This window comes from Subtercola boreus (genome assembly GCF_006716115.1).
Taxonomy (GTDB): Bacteria; Actinomycetota; Actinomycetes; order Actinomycetales; family Microbacteriaceae; genus Subtercola; species Subtercola boreus.
Genome location: NZ_VFOO01000001.1, coordinates 2,403,199 through 2,424,290 on the forward strand (window position 1 = coordinate 2,403,199; position 21,092 = coordinate 2,424,290).

General features: G+C 68.7%; 17 protein-coding genes, 1 tRNA gene and 1 riboswitch. Of the genes, 8 read left to right on the forward strand and 10 right to left on the reverse strand.

Annotated features, from left to right (window positions below):
• Positions 1–376 precede the first annotated feature (376 nt).
• Positions 377–1,570 (reverse strand): FUSC family protein, encoded by a 1,194-nt coding sequence (locus tag FB464_RS11165; protein WP_246093028.1) that lies wholly within the window; start codon positions 1,568–1,570, stop codon positions 377–379.
• Positions 1,571–1,695: 125 nt separating this feature from the next.
• Here FB464_RS11165 and FB464_RS11170 point away from each other — a divergent pair, with 125 nt between their 5' ends.
• From FB464_RS11170 to FB464_RS11200, 7 genes are all read left to right on the forward strand, one after another.
• A complete protein-coding gene (locus FB464_RS11170) occupies positions 1,696–2,457 on the forward strand; it encodes a polyprenol monophosphomannose synthase (protein ID WP_342780698.1) in 762 nt (253 codons plus the stop codon).
• A gap of 143 nt (positions 2,458–2,600) precedes the next feature.
• Positions 2,601–2,770, forward strand: a riboswitch (FMN riboswitch).
• Positions 2,771–2,958: 188 nt separating this feature from the next.
• Complete coding sequence (gene ribD / locus FB464_RS11175; RefSeq protein WP_116416442.1) at positions 2,959–4,011, forward strand: bifunctional diaminohydroxyphosphoribosylaminopyrimidine deaminase/5-amino-6-(5-phosphoribosylamino)uracil reductase RibD; 1,053 nt, start codon at positions 2,959–2,961, stop codon at positions 4,009–4,011.
• Positions 3,992–4,618: a riboflavin synthase gene (locus FB464_RS11180; protein WP_116413793.1), complete on the forward strand. Its 627-nt coding sequence runs from the start codon at positions 3,992–3,994 to the stop codon at positions 4,616–4,618. The genes ribD and FB464_RS11180 overlap by 20 nt, the downstream gene beginning before the upstream one ends.
• Complete coding sequence (gene ribA / locus FB464_RS11185) at positions 4,615–5,835, forward strand: GTP cyclohydrolase II (protein WP_116413792.1); 1,221 nt, start codon at positions 4,615–4,617, stop codon at positions 5,833–5,835. Before FB464_RS11180 ends, ribA begins: the two co-directional genes overlap by 4 nt.
• A 76-nt stretch (positions 5,836–5,911) precedes the next feature.
• Entirely contained in the window at positions 5,912–6,379 is a 468-nt protein-coding gene (gene ribH / locus FB464_RS11190; RefSeq protein ID WP_116413791.1) for a 6,7-dimethyl-8-ribityllumazine synthase, read from the forward strand.
• Between the two features lie 186 nt (positions 6,380–6,565).
• Positions 6,566–7,906: an MFS transporter gene (locus tag FB464_RS11195; protein WP_116413790.1), complete on the forward strand. Its 1,341-nt coding sequence runs from the start codon at positions 6,566–6,568 to the stop codon at positions 7,904–7,906.
• Between the two features lie 111 nt (positions 7,907–8,017).
• Positions 8,018–10,132, forward strand: coding sequence for an ABC transporter ATP-binding protein (locus FB464_RS11200; protein WP_116413789.1), 2,115 nt, complete (start codon positions 8,018–8,020; stop codon positions 10,130–10,132).
• A 201-nt stretch (positions 10,133–10,333) separates the two neighbouring features.
• Here FB464_RS11200 and folD read toward each other — a convergent pair whose 3' ends face one another.
• From folD to FB464_RS11230, 6 genes are all read right to left on the reverse strand, one after another.
• Positions 10,334–11,197: a bifunctional methylenetetrahydrofolate dehydrogenase/methenyltetrahydrofolate cyclohydrolase FolD gene (folD, locus tag FB464_RS11205; RefSeq protein ID WP_116416441.1), complete on the reverse strand. Its 864-nt coding sequence runs from the start codon at positions 11,195–11,197 to the stop codon at positions 10,334–10,336.
• Between the two features lie 68 nt (positions 11,198–11,265).
• Complete coding sequence (gene purU / locus FB464_RS11210) at positions 11,266–12,192, reverse strand: formyltetrahydrofolate deformylase (protein ID WP_116413788.1); 927 nt, start codon at positions 12,190–12,192, stop codon at positions 11,266–11,268.
• Between the two features lie 127 nt (positions 12,193–12,319).
• Positions 12,320–13,150 carry a TrmH family RNA methyltransferase gene (locus FB464_RS11215; protein ID WP_211327299.1) on the reverse strand — a complete coding sequence of 277 codons (831 nt, stop codon included), beginning with the start codon at positions 13,148–13,150 and terminating at the stop codon, positions 12,320–12,322.
• Entirely contained in the window at positions 13,147–13,743 is a 597-nt protein-coding gene (locus FB464_RS11220; RefSeq protein WP_116413787.1) for an isochorismatase family protein, read from the reverse strand. Before FB464_RS11220 ends, FB464_RS11215 begins: the two co-directional genes overlap by 4 nt.
• A gap of 133 nt (positions 13,744–13,876) precedes the next feature.
• Complete coding sequence (locus FB464_RS11225) at positions 13,877–15,313, reverse strand: D-alanyl-D-alanine carboxypeptidase/D-alanyl-D-alanine-endopeptidase (protein ID WP_116413786.1); 1,437 nt, start codon at positions 15,311–15,313, stop codon at positions 13,877–13,879.
• A gap of 54 nt (positions 15,314–15,367) precedes the next feature.
• A complete protein-coding gene (locus tag FB464_RS11230) occupies positions 15,368–16,351 on the reverse strand; it encodes a Gfo/Idh/MocA family protein (protein ID WP_116413785.1) in 984 nt (327 codons plus the stop codon).
• Between the two features lie 113 nt (positions 16,352–16,464).
• Between FB464_RS11230 and FB464_RS11235 the strand changes: the two genes are divergently transcribed.
• A complete protein-coding gene (locus tag FB464_RS11235; protein ID WP_116413784.1) occupies positions 16,465–18,474 on the forward strand; it encodes an acyltransferase family protein in 2,010 nt (669 codons plus the stop codon).
• A 14-nt stretch (positions 18,475–18,488) separates the two neighbouring features.
• Here the strand turns inward: FB464_RS11235 and FB464_RS11240 are convergent, their stop codons facing one another.
• The 3 genes from FB464_RS11240 to FB464_RS11250 all read right to left on the reverse strand — a co-directional run bounded on the left by FB464_RS11240 (position 18,489) and on the right by FB464_RS11250 (position 21,074).
• Positions 18,489–20,234: a DUF4214 domain-containing protein gene (locus tag FB464_RS11240; RefSeq protein ID WP_116413783.1), complete on the reverse strand. Its 1,746-nt coding sequence runs from the start codon at positions 20,232–20,234 to the stop codon at positions 18,489–18,491.
• Positions 20,235–20,312: 78 nt separating this feature from the next.
• Positions 20,313–20,388: transfer RNA gene (locus FB464_RS11245), tRNA-Thr, on the reverse strand.
• Between the two features lie 35 nt (positions 20,389–20,423).
• Positions 20,424–21,074: a TetR/AcrR family transcriptional regulator gene (locus FB464_RS11250; RefSeq protein WP_249033431.1), complete on the reverse strand. Its 651-nt coding sequence runs from the start codon at positions 21,072–21,074 to the stop codon at positions 20,424–20,426.
• Positions 21,075–21,092: the final 18 nt, after the last annotated feature.

Below are 21,092 nucleotides of genomic sequence, written 5' to 3' on the forward strand. Positions count from 1 at the left end.
GCCGGTGTCGCCGCCCGCCCCGCGCCTCCACCGCGCGCGAAACGCCGCCATTTGTCGCTTCCGCGCCGCGGCGCGCACGCGCGGAAGCGACAAACGGGCGCAGATAGGCGGGCGACGGCGCGGGTAGGTGGGGTGCGGGCCGGCGCGGGTGGCGCGGCGGCGCAGGCGGGCGGGGGTGGGTGGGGGTGGGTGGGGAGGCGGCGCGAGCGCGGGCAGGTGGGGAGGAGGCGCGGCCGGACGGGCGCGGCGCGGCGCGGCGCGGGCGGGGCGCAGGTAGGTGGGGCGGCGGGTCTGCGCGCGGGCGGCGGCGGGCGCGACGCGGTCGGGCGCGTGTGGCGGGCGCGGCGCGGGCGGCGGCGGGCGCGCGGGCGGCGGGTCAGCGCGCGGGGAGCTCGTCCGTCGCGTCCACCAGTTCCTCGTGGATGCGGCGCAGGTCTTCGAGCAGGAAGCCGAGCAGCACCCAGTGCTCCGAGCTCGGCCGCGCGATGGTCAGCGGGGCGGTGAGGGCGGGGAGATCATCCAGAACCGGAACGAGAGGTTCCGCGGCGCCGGGCAGGTCCGCGCTCTGGATGACCAGCCGGAGGTCGTGCGAGGCACGCCGCAGCTCGGCGACGATCTCCGCGACCAGCGGCTCGTCGGGGAGGCTCTCGTCATAGTGGTCGACGACCCCGCGGGCCATCGCGACGACCCGCGTGACGAGGATCGTGAGCATCGCGAGGAGCGTGCCGTCGGCCTCGAGCAGGTCGCGGTGCACCGAACGCCTGGGGTTGTACTTCAGGCTCTCCTCCCCCGCCGCGAGCGCCGCCGCGGCCTTGGCACGCATCGGCGTGAGCAGCCGCGCCTCGACGAGCATCGCGGTGCGTTCGTTCGCCGTTGTGGGGCTGCTCAGGATGCGCGCCAGCGAGTCCAGGATGCCCGCGACCTCCTCGCCCAGCCGGGTGACCGCCTCGTGCACGGGCTGGAGCGCCACCGGCGGCACGATGAGCAGGTTCACACCCACGCCGATGAGCGCCCCGATGATCGTCTCGAGGATGCGGTTGAACGCGTAGCCCGGAGTCGTCGACCCCAGCGAGAGCACCAGCATCGCACTGATCGGGATCTGCACCGATGACGTCGGCCCGAGCCGGAGCGCCCAGGCGAGCACGAGCGAGACGATCACGGCCAGCAGCACGGCCCAGGAGTTCGCCCCGAACAGGAGGCCGACGAAGTACGCCAGCACGACGCCGATGACGACGCCCACGCAGCGCTCGAGAGCCTTGCCGAGTGACTGGTTCACGCTCGGCTGTACGACGAGGATGGCGGCGATCACCGCGAAGATCGGGATCTGCCCCGCGAGGAGTGGCGCGGTTGCGATCCATGCCAGGATGGCCGCCGCGCTGGTCTTCACGACCTGGAGGAACGGGACGCGGGAGGTCGACAGGATCATCCGGGCGTAGCGCTCCGGGGAGAGCGCTGCCACGTTCATCCGGTGCCCGCGGAACCAGCCCCACGACCAGCCCGACGGCCCGCCCGAACCCGCGCCTCGCGCTCGCTCGGCACCCGTCGCCCGGGGGGAGTTGTCAGGCTTCACACCACAACCCTAGGAGGCTCTGTCGTATATTGAAGGGCCCCCTCCCGATTTTCCGCGCCAATGCTGGTGAGTTAGTCTGGGAAGGTTGCTCTGATCGGAGCGAAGCACGTAAGGAAGGTAGCCCATTGCCTGGAGCTGTCGTCGTCATGCCGACCTACGCGGAGAAAGACACGATCTCCGCGATGATCGAGCGCATCCTCAACGCCGACCCCGCGGTCGACATCCTCGTCGTGGATGACAACTCTCCCGACGGCACCGGCGAGATCGTCGACGCCATCGCCGCCTCGAACCCGCGCGTGAACATCATGCACCGCCCGGGCAAGAACGGGCTCGGCACGGCCTACGTCGCCGGTTTCGGGTGGGCTCTCGAGCAGGGTTACGACCAGATCATCGAGATGGATGCCGACGGCTCCCACCAGCCGGAGGAACTGCCGCGCCTGCTGAAGCTGCTCGACGACGGGGCGAACCTCGGCATCGGGGCCCGCTGGATTCCCGGCGGCGAGACCCAGAACTGGCCCTGGTACCGCAAGCTCATCTCGCGCTCGGGCACGACCTACGCCCGCATCATGCTCTCGTCGAAGCTGCACGACATCACGTCGGGGTACCGCGGGTTCAGCGCCGACACCCTGCGCGCGCTCGACCTCTCACGGCTCGACAGCGCCGGCTACTGCTTCCAGATCGAGCTCGCGTGGCTCGTCGAGCGCTCGGGCGGGGTCGTGCGCGAATTCCCGATCACGTTCGTGGAACGGCTCGAGGGCCAGTCCAAGATGACGAGCGGCATCGTCGTCGAGGCGCTGGCGAAGGTCACGTCGTGGGGCGTCGCCTCTCGCCTCGGGCGCATCCCGAAGTCGCAGGCGCTCGGCGCGCCGAAGGACGCCACGCTGTAGGCTTCCCGCGCTGCAGCGACGTGGCCGCCCGGTCTACGCGGCGCAAACGCCGGCCGTGAGTCGTGTCGGCGGGCCAGGCACCCGGCATGTGACGGCGTATTTCAGACCGGCCCTCCCCCTCCGGGCGGGGAGTAGAGTTGGTCTATCGTGCCCGGGGTCGGTGAGAATCCGAACCGGCGGTGAGAGTCCGCGAGCGCCAGGCGAAACCACATCCGTGGGGCCGTCCGGTGCTGATCCGGTGGAATTCCGGAACCGACGGTCATGGAGTGGGGTTCGCCCACGCTCCAGGAGTCCGGATGAGAGGTGCACGCGTGTTCGTCGACCTCGTCGGCGACGCACGGGCGTTCTGCGTCACCCGGGTACCGTCACTGACGAGGAATCCGGATGCCCATGCCGAGCGAGAGCCGCGCCGAAGCCGAGCGTGCCGCTGTCACCGCGCCTGAGCGTGCAGCCGTTTCCCCTTCCGGCCTGCAGCCCCCCGCGGCCGCCATCATCGTCGCCATGCAAAGGGCCATCGAGCTCTCGCTGAACGGCCCGGCCTGGGGCGTGAACCCCCGCGTCGGCGCCGTACTCCTCGCCCCCGACGGCAGCACGCTCGCCGAGGGCTGGCACCGCGGCGCGGGCACGCCGCACGCCGAAGTGGATGCCCTCTCCCACCTGGCCTCGCCGGGCCTCGCCCGCGGCGCCACGGCCGTCGTCACCCTTGAACCCTGCAACCACACCGGCCGCACGGGCCCCTGCAGCGAAGCCCTCCTCGCGGCCGGTGTCGGCGCCGTGTTCTTCGGCGTCGCCGACCCCGGGAGGGCGTCGTCGGGCGGCGCCGACCACCTCCGGGCGCGCGGAGTGCGCGCCTCGGGCGGCATTCTCGCGAGCGAGGTCGAGCAGAGCATCCGTCCCTGGCTCACCGCCGCGCGCACCGGACGGCCCTTCGTCACGCTGAAGTGGGCGTCGAGCCTCGATGGGCGGGCGGCCGCGGCAGACGGCACCAGCCAGTGGATCACCGGCCCGGATGCCCGCGCCGACGTGCACGCCCGCCGAGGTGCCGTCGACGCCATCGTGGTCGGCACCGGAACCGTGCTCGCCGACGATCCGGCGCTCACCGCGCGGAACCCGGACGGATCGCTCGCCGCCCACCAGCCCACCCCCGTGGTGATCGGTATGAGGCCGCTTCCCGCCGCGAGCGCGCTGTGGCGGCATCCGGAGCCTCTGCGCCCGTACGAGACCCACGACCTCGACGCCGTGCTCGCCGACCTCTTCGAGTCGGGCGTACGCTCCATGTTCGTCGAGGGTGGCCCCACCCTCGCGAGCGCCTTCGCCCGGGCCGGCCTCGTGGACGAGGTCGTCGTCTATCTCGCGCCGGTGCTGATCGGCGGGCCGCGCCTCGCACTCGGCGACCTCGGCGTGCCGTCGCTGCCGGATGCCCGGCGGTTGGTCATCGACTCGGTCGACATGCTCGGCGACGACGTGCGCATTGTCGCGCGGCCTGCCCCCACCCTCACTTCCGTCCCGCCCGCCCCCCAGAAGGAGTCCGCCCGTGTTCACCGGAATCATTGAAGAGAAGGGCGAAGTGCTCGCCCTCGAGCCCTCCGCCGACGTCATCCGGATCACCCTCCGCGCACCCCTCGCCGTGCAGGGCGCGAAGCACGGCGACTCCATCTCGGTGAGCGGCGTCTGCCTCACTGTCGTCGCGCAGACCGCCGACAGTTTCACCGCCGACGTCATGCAGCAGACCCTCGACATGTCGACCATCGGCGCCCTGAAGCGCGGCGACACCGTCAACCTCGAACGCGCAGCCCTCGTCGGCGACCGTCTCGGCGGGCACATCGTGCAGGGCCACATCGACGGTACAAGCACCGTTCTCGCCGTCACGCCCGGTGAGGCGTGGAGCGTGCTCCGCTTCAGTCTCGACGACGACCTCGCCGCCCTGGTCGTCGACAAGGGGTCGATCGCGGTGGCCGGGGTGTCGCTGACGGTGTCGAACGTCGACGGGGCCCACGGGCATCCGGAGCCCGGAGCCCACTGGTTCGAGGTCTCGCTCATTCCCGAGACGCTCGCCGCGACCACCCTCGGCGCGCTCTCGGTCGGCGACCGCGTCAACATCGAGACGGACATCCTGGCCCGTCACGTGGAACGACTGCTGGCCGTGAGGAGCGCACGATGACACTCTCGAGCATGCCCGAGGTGCTGGCGGCCCTGCGCGCCGGACGACCGGTGATCGTGGCCGACGACGAAGACCGCGAGAACGAGGGCGACGCGATCCTGTCGGCCGAGCTGGCCTCGCCGGAGTGGATCGCCTGGATGGTGCGGCACACGTCGGGATTCCTCTGCGCGCCGATGACCGTGGCTCGCGCTGCAGAGCTGGGACTGCCGCCGATGGTCGAACAGAACCAGGACGCCCGGCGTACCGCCTACACGATCACCGTCGACGCCTCGTCGGGAGTGACGACGGGCATCAGTGCCCACGACCGCGCACACACCCTGCGCGCGCTGGCCGACGGAGCGGCGACTCCGGCGAGCTTCATCCGGCCGGGTCACGTGCTGCCCGTGGTTGCGGTCGACGGCGGTGTTCGGCAGCGACCCGGGCACACGGAGGCCTCCGTCGAACTGCTCCGCCTGGCCGGCCTGGTTCCGGTCGGCGTCATCGGCGAGATCGTCTCCGCCGACGGTTCGATGGCGCGGATGCCCGAACTGCTGCAACTAGGCGAAGACGAAGACCTGCCGGTCACCACGATCGCAGCGCTCATCGAATGGCTCGACGCGATCGGTCCGGCGCCTGTCGCGGCGACGGGCGCCCGGGTGACGTTCGAGGTCGAGACGGTGGTGCCGACCATCCACGGGTCGTTCCGTTTCCGGGCGTACCACGACGCCGAGACGAAGACGGATCATCTCGCGATCCTCTCCGGCGACCCGCACGCCGAGGGTGCGCTCGTACGTGTGCACTCCGAGTGCCTCACCGGAGAGGCCTTCGGGTCGCTGAAGTGCGAGTGCGGTCCGCAACTGGATGCCGCGCTCGACCTCATCGCCGAACGGGGTGGCGCGGTCATATACCTCCGCGGGCATGAAGGCCGCGGCATCGGGCTGCTGAACAAGCTGCGCGCCTACCGGCTGCAGGAGGACGGGCTCGACACCCTCGATGCCAACACGGTCCAGGGGCTCCCCGCCGACGGCCGGGAGTACGGGGCAGCGGCGGCGATCCTGGCGGATCTCGGGCTGGACCGCATCCGGCTGCTCACCAACAACCCCGACAAGGTGCACCAGCTCGAAGACCTCGGCATCGTGGTAGCCGAACGGCAACCTCTGGTCGTCGGCCGGGGCGGGGCGAACTCCGCGTACCTCGACACCAAACGCGACCGCATGGGTCACCTGCTGCCGAGCTGACGCGATCGGACCGCCCGGGCATCCATCCCCCTCCCCCGTACCCCTCTTCACCCAGACCGAGAAAGGCCCACCGACCATGAGCGGCGCCGGAACACCCACCACCACACCCCTCGACGGAACAGGGCTCAAGGTGACCATCGTCGCCGGGCGCTGGCACGAGCAGATCACAGCAGGCCTGCTTGCCGGCGCCCACCGCGCCCTCGCCGAGGCGAACGTCGACGTCACCGAACTCCGGGTGCCCGGCAGTTTCGAGCTGCCCGTCGTCTGCCGCGCGGCCCTCGAGGCGGGTGCCGACGCGGTCGTGGCCCTCGGCGTGATCATCCGGGGCGGCACCCCGCACTTCGAGTACGTGTCGGATGCCGCGACCAGCGGTCTCACGCAGGTGAGCGTGCTGACGGGCAAGCCGGTCGGTTTCGGGGTGCTCACCCTCGACGACGAGGCCCAGGGCATCGACCGGGCAGGACTCCCGGGCTCCAAGGAGGACAAGGGGCGCGAGGCAGCTGAGGCCGCGGTCGCGACGGCGCTTCTGCTCCGCTCACTCTGAGCCGGGCTCGCAGACGCCCCTCGGAATTCACGGCAGGACACCCTGCGCGCCCAAGCGGGGTATGGTATTAGCGCGCGGCACACCAACCGCCTCTCGTCACACCGTGGTTGACCTCGCGCCCGATCGACGCTTTCGCCCACCGTGATCTCCCGTGTACTCCGGTACGCCCTTCGTCCGAAAGCCGTCATGTCTTCGCCCCAGATCGCCGCTCCGCCCGCCGCTCCTGCCAACACTCGCAACCGGGTCATCCTCGCCAGCCTCATCGGCACCTCGATCGAGTTCTACGACTTCTACGTCTACGGCACGGCTGCTGTCCTCGTGTTCCCGAAGCTGTTCTTCCCCGACAACTCGAACCCGACGATCAGCCTGCTGTCGTCGTTCCTCGTTTTCGGCATCGCGTTCATCGCCCGGCCGATCGGCTCGATCATATTCGGGCACTTCGGTGACCGCATCGGCCGCAAGAAGACACTGGTAGCCTCGCTGCTCACCATGGGCGTCGCGACAGTGCTCATCGGTCTCCTGCCGACATATGCCCAGATCGGAATCTGGGCTCCTCTGCTCCTGACACTCTTCCGTTTCGCGCAGGGCCTCGGCCTCGGCGGCGAGTGGAGTGGCGCTGCGCTGCTGGCCACCGAGAACGCCCCGAAGGGCAAACGCGCGATCTACGGCACGTTCCCGCAGATGGGTGCCCCGATCGGGTTCATCCTCGCCAACGGCATCTTCCTCGTGCTGAGCCTCACGATGTCCGCCGACGCTTTCGCCAGCTGGGGCTGGCGCGTCCCGTTCGTGATCAGCGCTGTACTCGTCATCGTCGGCCTCTACGTGCGCTTCAAGCTCGTCGAGACGCCCGCGTTCCAGAAGGTCATCGACAGCGGCGAGGTGGCCAAGGTTCCGGTGGCCCGCGTCTTCAAGTCGAGCTGGCGTCCGCTCATCCTCGGCACCTTCATCATGCTGGCCACGTACACGCTCTTCTACCTGATGACGACGTACACGCTGACCTACGGCACCACGGCCATTACCGCGGCAACCCCCGGGCTCGGCTACTCGCGCACCGACTTCTTGATCATGCTGATCGTCGGCGTGGTGTTCTTCGGCATCTTCACGCTCGTCTCCGGCCCCCTGGCCGAGAAGTACGGCCGCCGCCTGACCCTGATCGCCACCACCATCGGCATCCTCGTCTTCGGCCTGCTCTTCGTACCGCTCTTCGGCGGCGGCTTCATCGGAACGATGGCCCTCCTCATCATCGGCTTCACCCTGATGGGGCTGACGTTCGGCCCGATGGCGTCGGTGCTGCCCGAGCTGTTCCCCGCCAACGTGCGGTACACGGGCTCGGCGATCAGCTACAACTTCGCCTCGATCCTCGGTGCGGCCGTCGCGCCCTTCGTCGCCGTGGCACTCTGGGCCGCAGCATCCGGGAGCCCGGTGCTCGTCGGGGTGTATCTGGCCGTGATGGCCGCCATCACGCTGGTCGCGCTGTTCCTCAGCAAGGAGACCCGCGATGTGGAGTACGACGACAACCTGAGCTGAGGCCCTCGCCACACACTCTGCTTCACGCTCGAAGGGCGCCCCGGTCATCCACTGGCCGGGGCGCCCTTCTGTGTCTGGCGCAACCTAAACTTGAGGGGATCGAAAGTAGCCATGACGAATACTGCACAACCCCGCGGCCGCCGCAGAGGAAAAGACGACGGCGGCCCCCGGGCCCGGTTCAGCGACCTCCTCCCCTACCTCCTCGAGCACAAGAAGGTGCTCGCCTTCGTGATCGTGCTGAGCGTGCTGGGAGCGGCCGCCAGCCTCGCCCAGCCCCTTCTCGTCAGCCAGGTCATCACTCTCGTCACGAACAACCAGAGTCTCTCCGGCCTGGTCTGGGCGCTTGTCGCGCTGGTTGTGGTCTCCGGCCTGATCAGCGGTTTCCAGCACTACCTCCTGCAGCGCACCGGCGAAGGAGTCGTGCTGTCGTCGAGGCGCAAGCTGGTGCGGCGGATGCTCAACCTGCCCATCCGCGAATTCGATGTCCGACGCACCGGCGACCTCGTGTCGCGCGTCGGGTCGGACACGACGCTCCTCCGTGCGGTGCTCACCCAGGGCCTCGTGGAGGCCATCGGCGGCTCTCTGACCTTTGTCGGAGCCCTCATCGCGATGCTCATCATCGACCCGGTGCTGCTCGGGCTGACCGTGCTGGTCGTCGGTGTCTCGATCGTGGTCGTCGTGCTGCTCTCCGCGCGCATCCGCGTGGCCAGCCGCAAGGCCCAGGAGAAGGTGGGCGACCTGGCCGCGAGCGTCGAACGGGCCATCACGGCGGTGCGCACCGTTCGCGCCGCGAACGCCACCGATCGCGAGGTCGCCGCTGTCGAGAAAGACGCGGAAGGCGCCTGGCAGATGGGCATCCAGGTCGCGAAGATCTCCGCGCTCGTCGTGCCTGTCGCCGGAATCGCGATGCAGGTCGCCTTCCTCACCGTGATCGGGGTGGGCGGCTACCGTGTTGCGAGCGGCGCGACCTCGATCGCCTCGCTCGTGTCGTTCATCCTCTTCCTCTTCCTGATGATCCTGCCGCTCGGGCAGGCCTTCGGCGCGTTCACCTCGGTGAACTCGGCGCTCGGGGCGCTGGGGCGCATCCAGGAGATCATCAACCTCCCGATCGAGGGCCAGACCGACCGCGATGACGTGCCGCTGCACGTGCGTGGCGCGGCGGCCGGGGTCGGTGCCGGTGCCGGTGCATCGGATGGTGCCGGGTTCGGGGCAGGCGCGTTCGATGCTGCCGCGGTCGAGCTCGCCGTCGAGTTCGAGGCTGTCGAATTCGCGTATGCCGAGGGTGCCGTGCCGGGAGACGGGTCGGTGGATGCCCGGGGCGATCTCTCCGGGCCCGGTACGCCGGCAACAGCGTCGCCGGCAGCAGCGTCGCCGGCAGCAGCGTCGCCAGCAGCAACAGCAGGTGGTGTGGCGGCTACGCCGGCGGACAGCCTGCCCGGGGGTACGGCGAGAGCCGGGGGCGGGTCTGATCCCAGCGCGATCGGGGCGCGGGAATCCCTCGCCACACTCGGATCGCGTGCGACGGGTGGGCCGGGCATCCAGAGCACAACCGTGCTGCGCGGCGTGAGCTTCAGCGTGCCGCGCGGAAAGCGCATCGCGCTCGTCGGGCCCTCGGGTGCGGGCAAGAGCACCATTCTCGCCCTGATCGAGCGGTTCTACGACCCGACGTCGGGGGTGATCCGCGTCGGCGGGATCGACATCCGCGCTCTCGACCGGCAGGAGCTCCGCTCCCAGATCGGTTACGTCGAGCAGGACGCGCCGGTGCTCGCCGGGAGCATCCGCTCCAACCTGCTGCTCGCGACGCCTGACGCGACCGACGAGCAGTGCACCGCGGTGCTGGGCGCCGTCAACCTGCTCGAAGTGCTGGAGCGCTCACCGCAGGGGCTCGATGCCCCGGTCGGCGAGGAGGGCGTGATGCTCTCCGGCGGCGAACGCCAGCGGCTCGCGATCGCGCGTGCTCTGCTGGCCGCTCCCCCGATCCTGCTGCTGGACGAGTCCACCTCCAGCCTCGACGGCCTCAACGAGCAGATGCTCCGCGAGGCGATCGACGCCGTGGCGGAGAACCGCACGCTGATCGTGATCGCGCACCGGCTCTCGACCGTGGTCGACTCCGACCTGATCATCGTGCTCGACCACGGCAGCGTGGTCGGCGTGGGGACGCACTCGGAGCTCGTGGTGTCGACGCCGCTCTACCGGGAGCTGGCGAAGCGGCAGCTGCTCGTCTGAGCCGCGCGCTCCGGGCGCGCGCCGCCCGGCACGCCTGCCCCGCCCGGCCGCCGCGCCCGCCGCACGCTCCCGCCCGCGCCGGCCACCCCGCCCGTCGCCCGCCTCGAGTCTGGAGTAGCTGTCGCTCCGGGCTTCGTGGAGCGACTGATACTCCCGACTCGATCGGTCCTCGACCGCTGCGCAGCGGGAGGGGTGGGGGGGTCAGTCGGCGAGCGCGTACTGCAGTTCGGCCGCGCGAAGCGTGTTCGCCAGCAGCATCGCGATCGTCATGGGGCCGACGCCGCCGGGCACCGGCGTCACGAGTGACGCCACCTCCGAGACCGATGCGAAGTCGGCGTCGCCGCTGAGGCCTTCCGGCCCGCGGTGGATGCCCACGTCGATGACGGTCGCACCGGGCTTCACGAACTCGCCCGTGACCAGGCCCTTCACTCCGACGGCCGCGACGATGATGTCCGCCTCGCGGCACACGTCCGCCAGATTCTTCGTGCGCGAGTGCGCGATCGTCACGGTCGCATTGCGGTTCACCAGCAGCTGCGCAACCGGTCGGCCGACGAGTTCCGAGCGGCCGATCACCACGACCCTCGCGCCCTCGACGGGCACATCGTAGGCGTCGAGCAGCTCGATCACACCGGACGGGGTGCACGGGCGGAGTCCCGGCTTGCCCTGTGCGAGGAGGCCGACACTCATCGTCGTCAGTCCGTCGACATCCTTTTCGAAGGGGATCAGCTCGATCAGGGCCGCCGCATCGAGGTGTGCGGGCACCGGCAGCTGCAGCAGGATGCCCGAGACGGCGTGATTCGCCGCGAGCTGCCCCAGCAACCCTTCGACCTCCGCCTGCGTCGCATCCTCCGGCAGGTGCTGGTGCAGGTCGGCCATGCCCGCCGCCACCGACATCTTGCGCTTGCTGGCCACGTAGACCTCGGATGCGGGATCGCCGCCGACCAGCACAGTCGCGAGTCCCGGCTGGATGCCGGTGCGGGCGGTGAACTCCGCCACGTCGGTCTTCAGCTGTTCGCGCACCCGCGCTGCCACGGCCTTGCCGTCGATGATTCCGGCCTCTGCCATGTTCTTCTCCTTCACAATCACGATCTGTGGGAAGTTCTCCACAGATGCCTCACCCCGGGGCCGCAGCCCTAGAGGATGGTGGTGGAATTCCCGTATGTCATCACACGATCCTCACAGTGCCACTGCACCGCACGCGCCAGAACGCTCCGCTCGACCTCGGCTCCGCGGCGTTCGAGCTCGGCCACGCTCTCGCGATGGCTGACGCGCACCACATCCTGTTCGATGATCGGCCCCTCGTCGAGGTTGGCCGTGGCGTAGTGGGCGGTTGCACCGATGAGCTTGACGCCCCGTTCCTTTGCCTTGAGGTAGGGGCCTGCGCCGGCGAAGGCCGGCAGGAAGGAGTGATGGATGTTGATGACCGGGCAGCCTACCGCGCTGAGAAACTCGGCGGAGAGGATCTGCATGTACCGTGCCATGACCACCAGGTCGACGTTGCCGGCGAGCAACTCCAGCTGCCGCGCCTCGGCTTCGGCCTTGTTCGCCCTGGAGACCGGGATGTGCACGAACGGAACGCCGAAGCTCTCGGCGTCGGCACGGAGGTCCTCATGATTCGAGATCACCAGGGTGATGTCCATGTCGAGATCGCCGCGCTTGTTGCGCCAGAGAAGTTCGAGCAGGCAGTGATCGTACTTCGACACCATGATCGCCACGCGCTTCGGCGAGGCCGCACTCGTGAACGTGTAGGTCATGCCGAAGCGGCGGCCCACCTGCGCGGCGAAGTCTCCGTCGAGTTCGGCGAGCCGGTCGGCGACGTTCTCGCAGTGGAACACCGTCCGCTGGAAGAATTCGCCGTTCTCGGAGTCGGTCGAGAACTGACCGAGCTCGGTGATGTTGGCACCGTGCTCGGCGAGGAAACCCGCGACGGCAGCGACGATTCCGGGCTGGTCGGCGCACTGGATCGTCAGGCGACCGATGTCGTGGGGTCGCACGGGTTCGGCGGCAGGGGCAGTCGTTACGAGCGGCGCGTCGGCGAACGCAGGCTGGTCGGGCACCATGGCGGGGCGGGCTCCTCGGTCGGAATGTGTCGTTCTAACGTTAATGGGTTTCACCGGGCTCACCCGCCGAAGCGGGCGAGTAGCCGGCCGGCCCGGCCTGCCGGAGGGGCCAGCCGGGCCGGTGCGCTCACCCCGACACCGCCCAGAGTGCCACCGCGCTGGCGGCCGCCACGTTCAGGGAGTCGATTCCGTGCGCCATCGGGATGCTCACGATGGTGTCTGCGGCAGCGAGCGCTTCCGGTGTCAGTCCATCGCCCTCCGCGCCGAGAACCAGGGCGAGCCTGGCGGGCCGGGCAGCCGATGCCGCGAAGTCCCGCAGCGAGACGGCTCCCTCGGCCAGCGCGAGCGCCGCAATGCCGAACCCTGCCCCGTGGAGCGTGGCGGCGAGCTCCGGCCAGTCTCCCGTACGCGTCCACGGAACCTGGAGCACCGTGCCCATGCTCACGCGAATGGCCCGCCGGTAGAAGGGATCGGAACAGCGCGGCGTCACCAGAACGGCATCCGCTCCGATGGCCGCGACCGTGCGGAAGATCGCTCCCACGTTCGTCGGGTCGGCGACGTTCTCGAGAACGACGACAAGTCGGGCGTCTGCGAGCAGCTCCTCGACCGTGGCGAGCGCCGGGCGGTTCATCGCCGCCACGATCCCGCGGTGCAGGATGTACCCGGTCAGCTCCGCGAGCAGTTCGCCCGGCCCGACGAAGATCGGAGTCGTGGCGGCATACGGTCCCAGCGCTTGGGCAGCAGCCTCCACAGAGCCCCCCAGGGCGAGGACCGATCGGGGCATGTGACCGGCGCGCACGGCCCGCTCCAGCACCAGGGCGGACTCGGCGAGGTAGATCCCGTGCTCGGAGTGCTGCGCCTTGCGGAGGGCGACGTCGGTCTGGTGCGAATAGTCGGCCAGGCGCGGGTCACTCAGATCGTCGATCTCGATCAGGGTTCGGAGCCCCGGACCACTCACCCCTCGTCGACCGAGGTCGAGAGGATGAGTTCGGCGCCCGCGTGCCCGAGTTCGGCGAGGGCCGCTTCGCTGGACCGGGGGTCGACGCCCGCGACGAGGTCCGTGAGCACGCGCACGTGACGCCCGTGCTCGATTGCGTCCAGTGCCGACGCGCGAACGCAGTAGTCCGTGGCGAGCCCCGCGATGTCGATCTCGGTCACTCCGTGCTCGTCGAGAAGCTGGTGCACCGTACCGCCTTCTTCGGTGGTCCCCTCGTAGATCGAGTAGGCCGGTTCGCCCTGGCCCTTCTGCACGTGGTGGGTGATCGACTCCTCCGTCAGGGCGTCGTGATAGTCGGCACCAGGGGTGCCGGCCACGCAGTGCACGGGCCACGTCGTGATGAAGTCCGGCTGCTCGTCGCCGGCGAAGTGGCCGCCGTTGTCGTTGTCGGCATCGTGCCAGTCGCGCGAGGCGATCACGAGGTCATAGGTGCTGGGATGCCCAGCCAACAGCGCGGAGATGCCCGCAGCCACGGCCCCGCCACCGGTGACACCGAGCGCTCCGCCCTCCGTGAAGTCGTTCTGCACGTCGATGATGAACAGTGCTTTCGTCACGGTGTCCTCCTTCAGCGCACGAGGCGGGGTGTCGGATCCGCACCGCCGATGCTCGCCACAATTCTACGACCGTGCGGTTGCACCCTGCCCGGCCGCCCACTGCCCGCCTTCATCGCTGCCCCCCCTACTGGCCTCAGCCGTTCGACAGGGCATTGCCGCATTCGTACACACCCACGGTGAGGGCGTCGAGGGCCTCCCGCCCGGAGCCGAGCTGGCTGCCGAGAGCAAAGAAAGCGAAGGTGAGCACCGACCCGTCCGCCGCGTGCACGACCCCCGCGAGCATGTTGCCCGAATCGATGGAACCCGTCTTGGCCATCACCTTGCCGTCGACCACGGAGTTCGCACCCGTGAACCGGTACGAGAGGGTACCCGTCTGGTCCGCCACGGGGAGCCCGTCCAGCAGCACCCCGAGGGAGCCCTCACGGGCGTTGACCTTGTCCATCAGGAGGGTGATGTACCGGGCCGACACAGCGTCGTCGTCGCTGAGGCCCGATCCATCCACGATGACGAGACCGGTGGGGTCGAGGCCGTAGGCATCGTGCAACGCGGCGGGAATGGCGGCCTGGAGGGCCGAGAACGACGATCCGGCCCCCAGCGCGATGGCGGTGAGCCGGGCGAGCATCTCCGCCTCGGTGTTGTCGGAGCGGAGCACCGCCTCCTGCACCATCGTCGAAACGGGGGCGGACTGCACGGAGCCGAGTGCGCCCGCACCGGCCGCGGCCGACCCTTCGGCGAGTCGCGCGCCGGAGGCGAGCGATCCGAGGGCCGAGCGGAAGGCCGCCCCGGCCCGCGCGACCGGGTCATCCCCTCGCGGGGACGTGTCGGCGGACGGGTTCGCCCGGTCGCCGTCGACCATCAGCGCCGTGACTTCCGCTGTCGACCCCTCGGTCTGCTCGATCCTGTTCCACGACGACTGCCAGGTCTCGCCGGAGAACAGCGAGGCGTCGAGGGTGATCGCCGTGATGGCGCTGCCCGCCGTCGAGGAGTCGGCCGCCCAGGCGGCCTTGACCTGGTTCGCCAGGTCGCTCATCGATGCGCTGTCGTTGTAGATGTTCGAGGAGCCGCTCGCAAGCGTCACGTCGCCGCCGCCGACGAGCACGACCTCACCGGGAGTTGCACCCCGCACCACCGTCGTCGTCACGCGGTGGTCGGGCCCGAGAACCGCGAGTGCGGCCGCCGAGGTGAGCACCTTCATCACGCTGGCGGTCCGCGAGAACTGGTCCCCCGCGCGGTCGAACAGGATGCTCCCCGTCGACGCCTCGCGAATCGTGCCCTGAAAGGTACCGAGCCCGCCGGCGGAGGCCAGCGCATCCACCGAACAGGTGCGCACGATCGTCGGCGCTGCGGCCGCTGTGGGCTGGGGCCGCCGCTCGATGACCGGACCGGTCGCTGTGGGAGCAGGCGTCGGCACCGCGGAGACTGTGGGTGCGACCGCGGCTTCCGGTTGCGCCGACGCGAACGCGGCACCTCCGACGAACGATCCCGCGCCCAGCAGCGCGAGCGCGACCCACGCACCCGCGACCACGACGCGCCGGCGCCGGGTGCTCAGCGGAGCGGAATGGCCGGGCATCCGGTCACTGTACCAGCAGCCCCTGCGAGCGCCTCAGAGACCCGATCCCGGGCCTCACTCGCCCGGGTAGACCAGCCCGATCTGTCGTCGAACCTCGTCGAGCACGCCCATGATCGCCACGCTCTGCTCGGCAGGCAGGAGCGGGCTGGAGGTCTCGCCGGCTGCGACCACGCGCTCGAGCTCCCAGGCCTGGTACTGCATGCCACGGCTGGTGACCGGATGATCGAACTCCTCGATCACGTTCTGCTCCGAGTCGATCATCCGGAACGTCGTCGGCGCGTACCAGGTCTGGTCGATGTCGATACGGGCCTCCGTGCCGAGCACCGAGGCCGCCGTCGGGCCGGCGGTGTCGAGCGCCGAATGCAGCACCGACTGCCGGCCTCCCGCGTGCGTCAGGATGATCGCGGTCTGCCGGTCGACCCCGGTCGCCGTCATCGTCGCACTCGCCAGCACAGCGGTCGGCAGCCCGAGCATGTCGACAGCGAACGAGACCGGGTAGATCGAGAGATCGAGCAGTGCCCCGCCGCCCAGTTCGAGGGCGTTGATACGGTGCTGGGGGTCGGCCGAGAGCTTCTGGTTGTGGTCGGCGAGCACCGTCCGCACGTCGCCGAGCGTGCCGGCCGCGATGATCTCGCGGATCCGCACCATGTGCGGCAAAAACCGGGTCCACATCGCCTCGATCACCACGACACCGGCGCTCGCGGCCTCGTCGACGATCGACCGCGCCTGCTTCTCGTTCAGGGTGAACGCCTTCTCGACGAGCACATGCTTCCCCGCGCGGATGGCCAGCAGCGCGTTCTCCTCGTGGAACGGATGCGGCGTCGCCACGTAGACCACGTCGACGTCGGGGTCGGCAACGAGCTGCTCATAGCTCGCGTGGGCGGTGATGCCGCCGAACCGACCGGCGAACTCGCTGGCCGACTGCTCCGATCGAGAGCCGACAGCCGTCAGCTGGAACCCGTTCGCCTGCAGGTCGGTGGCGAAGGAGGTCGCGATGCCTCCGGTGCCGAGAATTCCCCAGCGCAGTCCGTCAGACATCCGTACTCCTCATCCGCCCTGATCGATAGGCCCCACAGTCAACCACACATTCGACGCCGGGACTTAGACAGATAAACTCGGCTCGGGATTGAAAGTCCGCCATTGGGGGATCTATGACGAACCGTTCGCATTTTCGCACCGACATCCAAGGTCTGCGCGCCATCGCCGTCGCTCTGGTCGTTCTGTACCACGCCGGGGTTCCGTTCCTCACGGGCGGTTTCGCCGGGGTGGACGTCTTCTTCGTCATCTCCGGGTTCCTGATCACCAGTCATCTGCTTCGGAGCCTCGAAACCTCCGGCAGGATCGGGTTCGCCGACTTCTACGCCCGACGGGCGCGCCGGATCCTCCCGGCCTCCTTGACGGTCGTGGTGCTGACCGTCATCGCCGCAGCGATCTTCATGCCCCCGCTTGCGCTCGACCGCGTATTCCAGGGCGCAATCGCCACCGCGCTCTACGTGCCGAACATGCTCTTCGCGGCTCAGGGCACGAACTACCTCTCCGAAACCGCACCGTCCGTCTTCCAGCACTACTGGTCACTCGGCATCGAGGAGCAGTTCTACCTGTTCTGGCCCGCCATCCTGATGCTGGCCTTTCTCGCCTTCCGCCGGTCACGCCGAGGTCTGTTCATCGTGGTCGTCACGCTCACAGTGGTGTCGTTCATCCTCGGTCTGGTGCTCAGTTCCGTCTCACAGCCGATTGCGTTCTTCACGCTTCCCACCCGCGCCTGGGAGCTCGGCGCGGGCGGCATCATTGCGTTCCTTCTCGCCAAAGAGCCCAGCTGGGCCGTGGGGCGGGTCGCAGCGGTCGGAGGCTGGATCGGCGTCGCGGGCCTGGTCGCCAGCGCATTCGTGCTGAATTCGTCCACCCTCTTTCCCGGCTACGCGGCCGCCCTGCCCGTCATCGCGACCGGTCTCGTAATCATCGGCGGAACCGGTGCTCACCGCTGGAGCCCCTTCCGTGCCCTCAGCATCCCCCCCATGCTCTTCATCGGGGAGATCTCGTACTCGCTCTACCTCGTTCACTGGCCTCTGCTGGTGATTCCGCAGGAAGCGGTCGGACGGGAGCATCCGTTGCCCCTGCACATCACCCTGCTGCTCGGCCTCCTGGCCGTTCCCCTCGCCGTGCTGCTCAACCGTCTGATCGAGAACCCTCTGCGAAAGGCTGGGTTCCTCTCCCGCGCCAGGCCGCGTAGAACACTGTTCGCTGCGCTCATCGCCAGTGTGGCCATCGTCGGGCTCACCGGTGGAGCGTCCCTGGTCACGGAACGCATGCCTCTCAACTCCGGTATCGTCGCTGCGCCCGCCCCGGGGTCGCTCGAGCCAGCAGGCACCGGCTTCGTTCCGTCGAACGTGAGTCCGGACCTTCAGAAGGTCAGCGACGACAACCCCTCGATCTACGCGGACGACTGCCATCGGAGATTCGATTCGACCGACGCCAGTGGCTGCCATTTCGGCACCGACCCGGATGCGCCTGAAGTAGTGCTCTTCGGCGACTCGCACGCAGCACAGTGGTTCCCTGCCCTCGACACTGCCGCCGAGAGCGGAGAGATTCGCCTCGACTCGAACACGAAGAGCTCGTGTCCGTCGGTCGACCTGAAGGTTCTGCAGGGGAACAGCCCCTACAAATCCTGCAACACGTGGCGGGACGGGGTCGTGGCGCGCCTCAACGCGCATCCACCCGACCTGATCATCCTGTCCAACGACGGTGCTGCCCAGCTGGTCGGGGGAAATGCGAACTACGCTGACCGCTGGCAGAAGGGGGTCACTGACATGATCGACTCTCTCCCTTCCGGCGTGCCGGTTATCGTCATCCACGACACGCCGAACCAGGGCGCCACTCCTGCCATCTGCCTCTCTGCGCACCTGGACGACACGACGACCTGTGATGCAACCCGGAAGTCAGCCATCAACAAGGCAATAGAGGCGGCCGAGACCGCGGGGGCACTCGCCGCAGCAGCCACCCCGATCACCATGAACGACTACATCTGCAATGAGTCGACCTGCCCCAATATCATCGGCAACGTGATCGTCTACCGGGATTCGCATCACCTGACAGCGACCTTCAGCAGCACGCTCTCCGACGCCCTGTACCAGCGAATCAAACCGTTCCTGCCGGCACGCTGAGCGGAGCGGACCGACTAACCGAGCCGTCGCACGTCGTAGAGGAATTTCGTCATCGCGCCGAGCTGCAGCGCTGATCCGTTCGCTGCCGAGTGATCCCCGCCAGCCCGAACATCCAGCCTGTCGATCTCAGGATGCCCCGCATACTTCGCCCGCAACGGATAGGCGCCGCGGGTGTCCGGCGAGACGATGGTGTCGTTGTCGCCGACGAGCTGCAGCACTCTCGCTCCGTCCCATGCCGAGGCGGGCAGATTGTAGGGGTCGAACGGGGCCGAGAGCTCGGCGAGATCCTCGATCGAATCCGCATCGTAGGCCGGCGACATCACGCGGTTGAAGTAGTCGATCGTCGGTCGATCGTTGCTTCGCTTGGCGCCGATGGTGCCGAACGAGAGAGTCTGCACACCGGAGTTCACGATGAGGCCCATGCACTGGTCCGCTATCGGGCTCTTGAGATACAGCCAGTCAGCGGTGATCCCGCCCATCGACCGCCCCAGGGGCACGATCCCGCCGACGGAGATCTTCCCCTCGACGTGGTCGACGTAGGCCAGATAGGCGTTCCGCGATGTCTGGTTGCCCCAGGTCTGCTCACCGGCCTCTGTGGTCGGCCCACCTGTTCCTTCGATGAACGCCCAGCCGTTGTTGACCAGGTAGTCCCGGAGCCCCTGCCACTCCGCACCGTGGGTGAAGGCATCGGACTTCCCGCCGGATCCGTGCACGAACAGCACGGTGGGGATGTCGTCCCGCTGGAGTGCGTCATCGCCGACAGTCCAGCGAACGAAGCCGTAGTCGGGGATGCTGTCGAGGTATGACGTGTAGGCGACGCCAGTGGCTGTGCTGCCGCGTTCGATCGCTGCCGCTATCGGGGGCTCCGGGGTGGGCGTCGGCGTGGGCGTAGGTGTGGGTTTCGGGGTGGGCGTCGGCGTGGGCGTCGGGATCGGCGTCGGTTTAGGCGTCGGGGTCGGCGTGGGTTTCGGGGTGGGCGTAGGTGTGGGTTTCGGGGTGAATGTGGGCGTGGGCGTCGGTGTGGGTACCGGAGCAGTGCCGCCGAAGCGCAGGTACGAGCGCTGGTAGTACTCCTGGCTGCTCGTGAACCCGGACCGGAGCCCGGAGTCCCCGATCGCCAACGCGACGTTCACCCAGGTCCGGAGGCCTGCTGCATCGGGTGCGCGGCCGAGATACAGCGTGTACATCGCCTTCACCCGCGAACTGATTGTTTCCGACGAGTCCCAGAACTGGTCGATGACCCAGGCGCGTCCGTTCTTCGCGGCGAGGTCGCCCCAGAACGACCACTCCGAGTTTGTTCCCGTCCGGTGCAGAAGCGCGTTGTAAAGGGCGGCGGCGAATCTCTTGTTCGTCCCGCCGTGACCGAAGAAGAACTCGGTCGAGGCGTAGAACTCCTTCTCGATGTCGTCTGTCGTCAGAGCGCCGCCCCGCATCCCGTTCAACCAGGTACGGCGCCCCGCGGGCTCCGACTCGCGGCCGAGAACGGATTCGTATGCGGCATCGATACGGATGAGCCGGTACTCGTCGCTGTTGACGAAACCGTCGGCGATGATCCGGTTCGGCGCACTCGTCTTCAACTGCTTCACCCAACCGTCGGACTCAGCGGCGGACGGTACGCGGCCGAGATAGTCGGCGTAGAGGGCCGTGACGTAGGCCTGCTTCGTTGTCACAGCGGCCTGCGCAGGGGATGACACGACGAGCCCGGTGACCCCGAGAACAGCCACGACGATCAGCGCCAGGACGGCACGGTATTTCTGCATGTTTCCAACCCCCGAGAGGCAGAGCCCCCACCCTCTGGAGGCCACCGGTCCGGTGGCGCCAGTGGATCGGTGTCTCTGTGGGGCCGCCTATCAGAATCGAACTGATGACCTATTCATTACGAGTGAATCGCTCTACCGACTGAGCTAAGGCGGCCTGGCCGGCGGATTCCACCGGCACAGCAAGCAAGCTTATAGGAGTGTTTGCAACTCGCGAAACGAACGCGTCAGCAGAGTCGACATTGTCTGCCCGTCGGGACTCTCCGCCCACCGCGCCCAGGCGTGCCTCATGGCGGCGATCGCGACCAGGGCGATCAGTCGCGCGCGCTCGTCGAGCTGCTGCTGATCAGGGATTTCGCTGCCGGAATCAGTGCCACGGGCGTCCGCTGCCAGCCGCCTGCCCACCACGGCGGTGAGATCGATCTCGAATTCGCGCATACTCGTGATTCTCTGCACGAGCAGGTGCGGATAGTCCCGGATGACCAGCTTTCGCAGCTGGTGCATGTCGTAGTCCTGGCTGTCGGTGTCCGCGATCGCGCGCATGATGTCGAGCAGGCCGTCGAAGACCGGCGTGCCGGGCCCGGCATTGACGAAGGCTTCGACCTCGGCCGGCGGCAGCGAGAACGGCGAATCGCCGAGAACTGCCGCCTCCTTCGAGGAGAAGTAGTTGAAGAAGGTGCGCGGCGAGACGTCTGCACGCCGGCTGATCTCGTCGACGGTCACGTTGTCGAGCCCCTTGTCGCGGCTCAACTCGAGGACGGCGTGTTGGATGCTGCGGCTGGTGGCGATCCGTTTGCGCTCTCGGAGCCCGAGGGTGGCTGTTTCCTCTGTGGCGCTCGTCATCGTACTCACGGCGTCAAT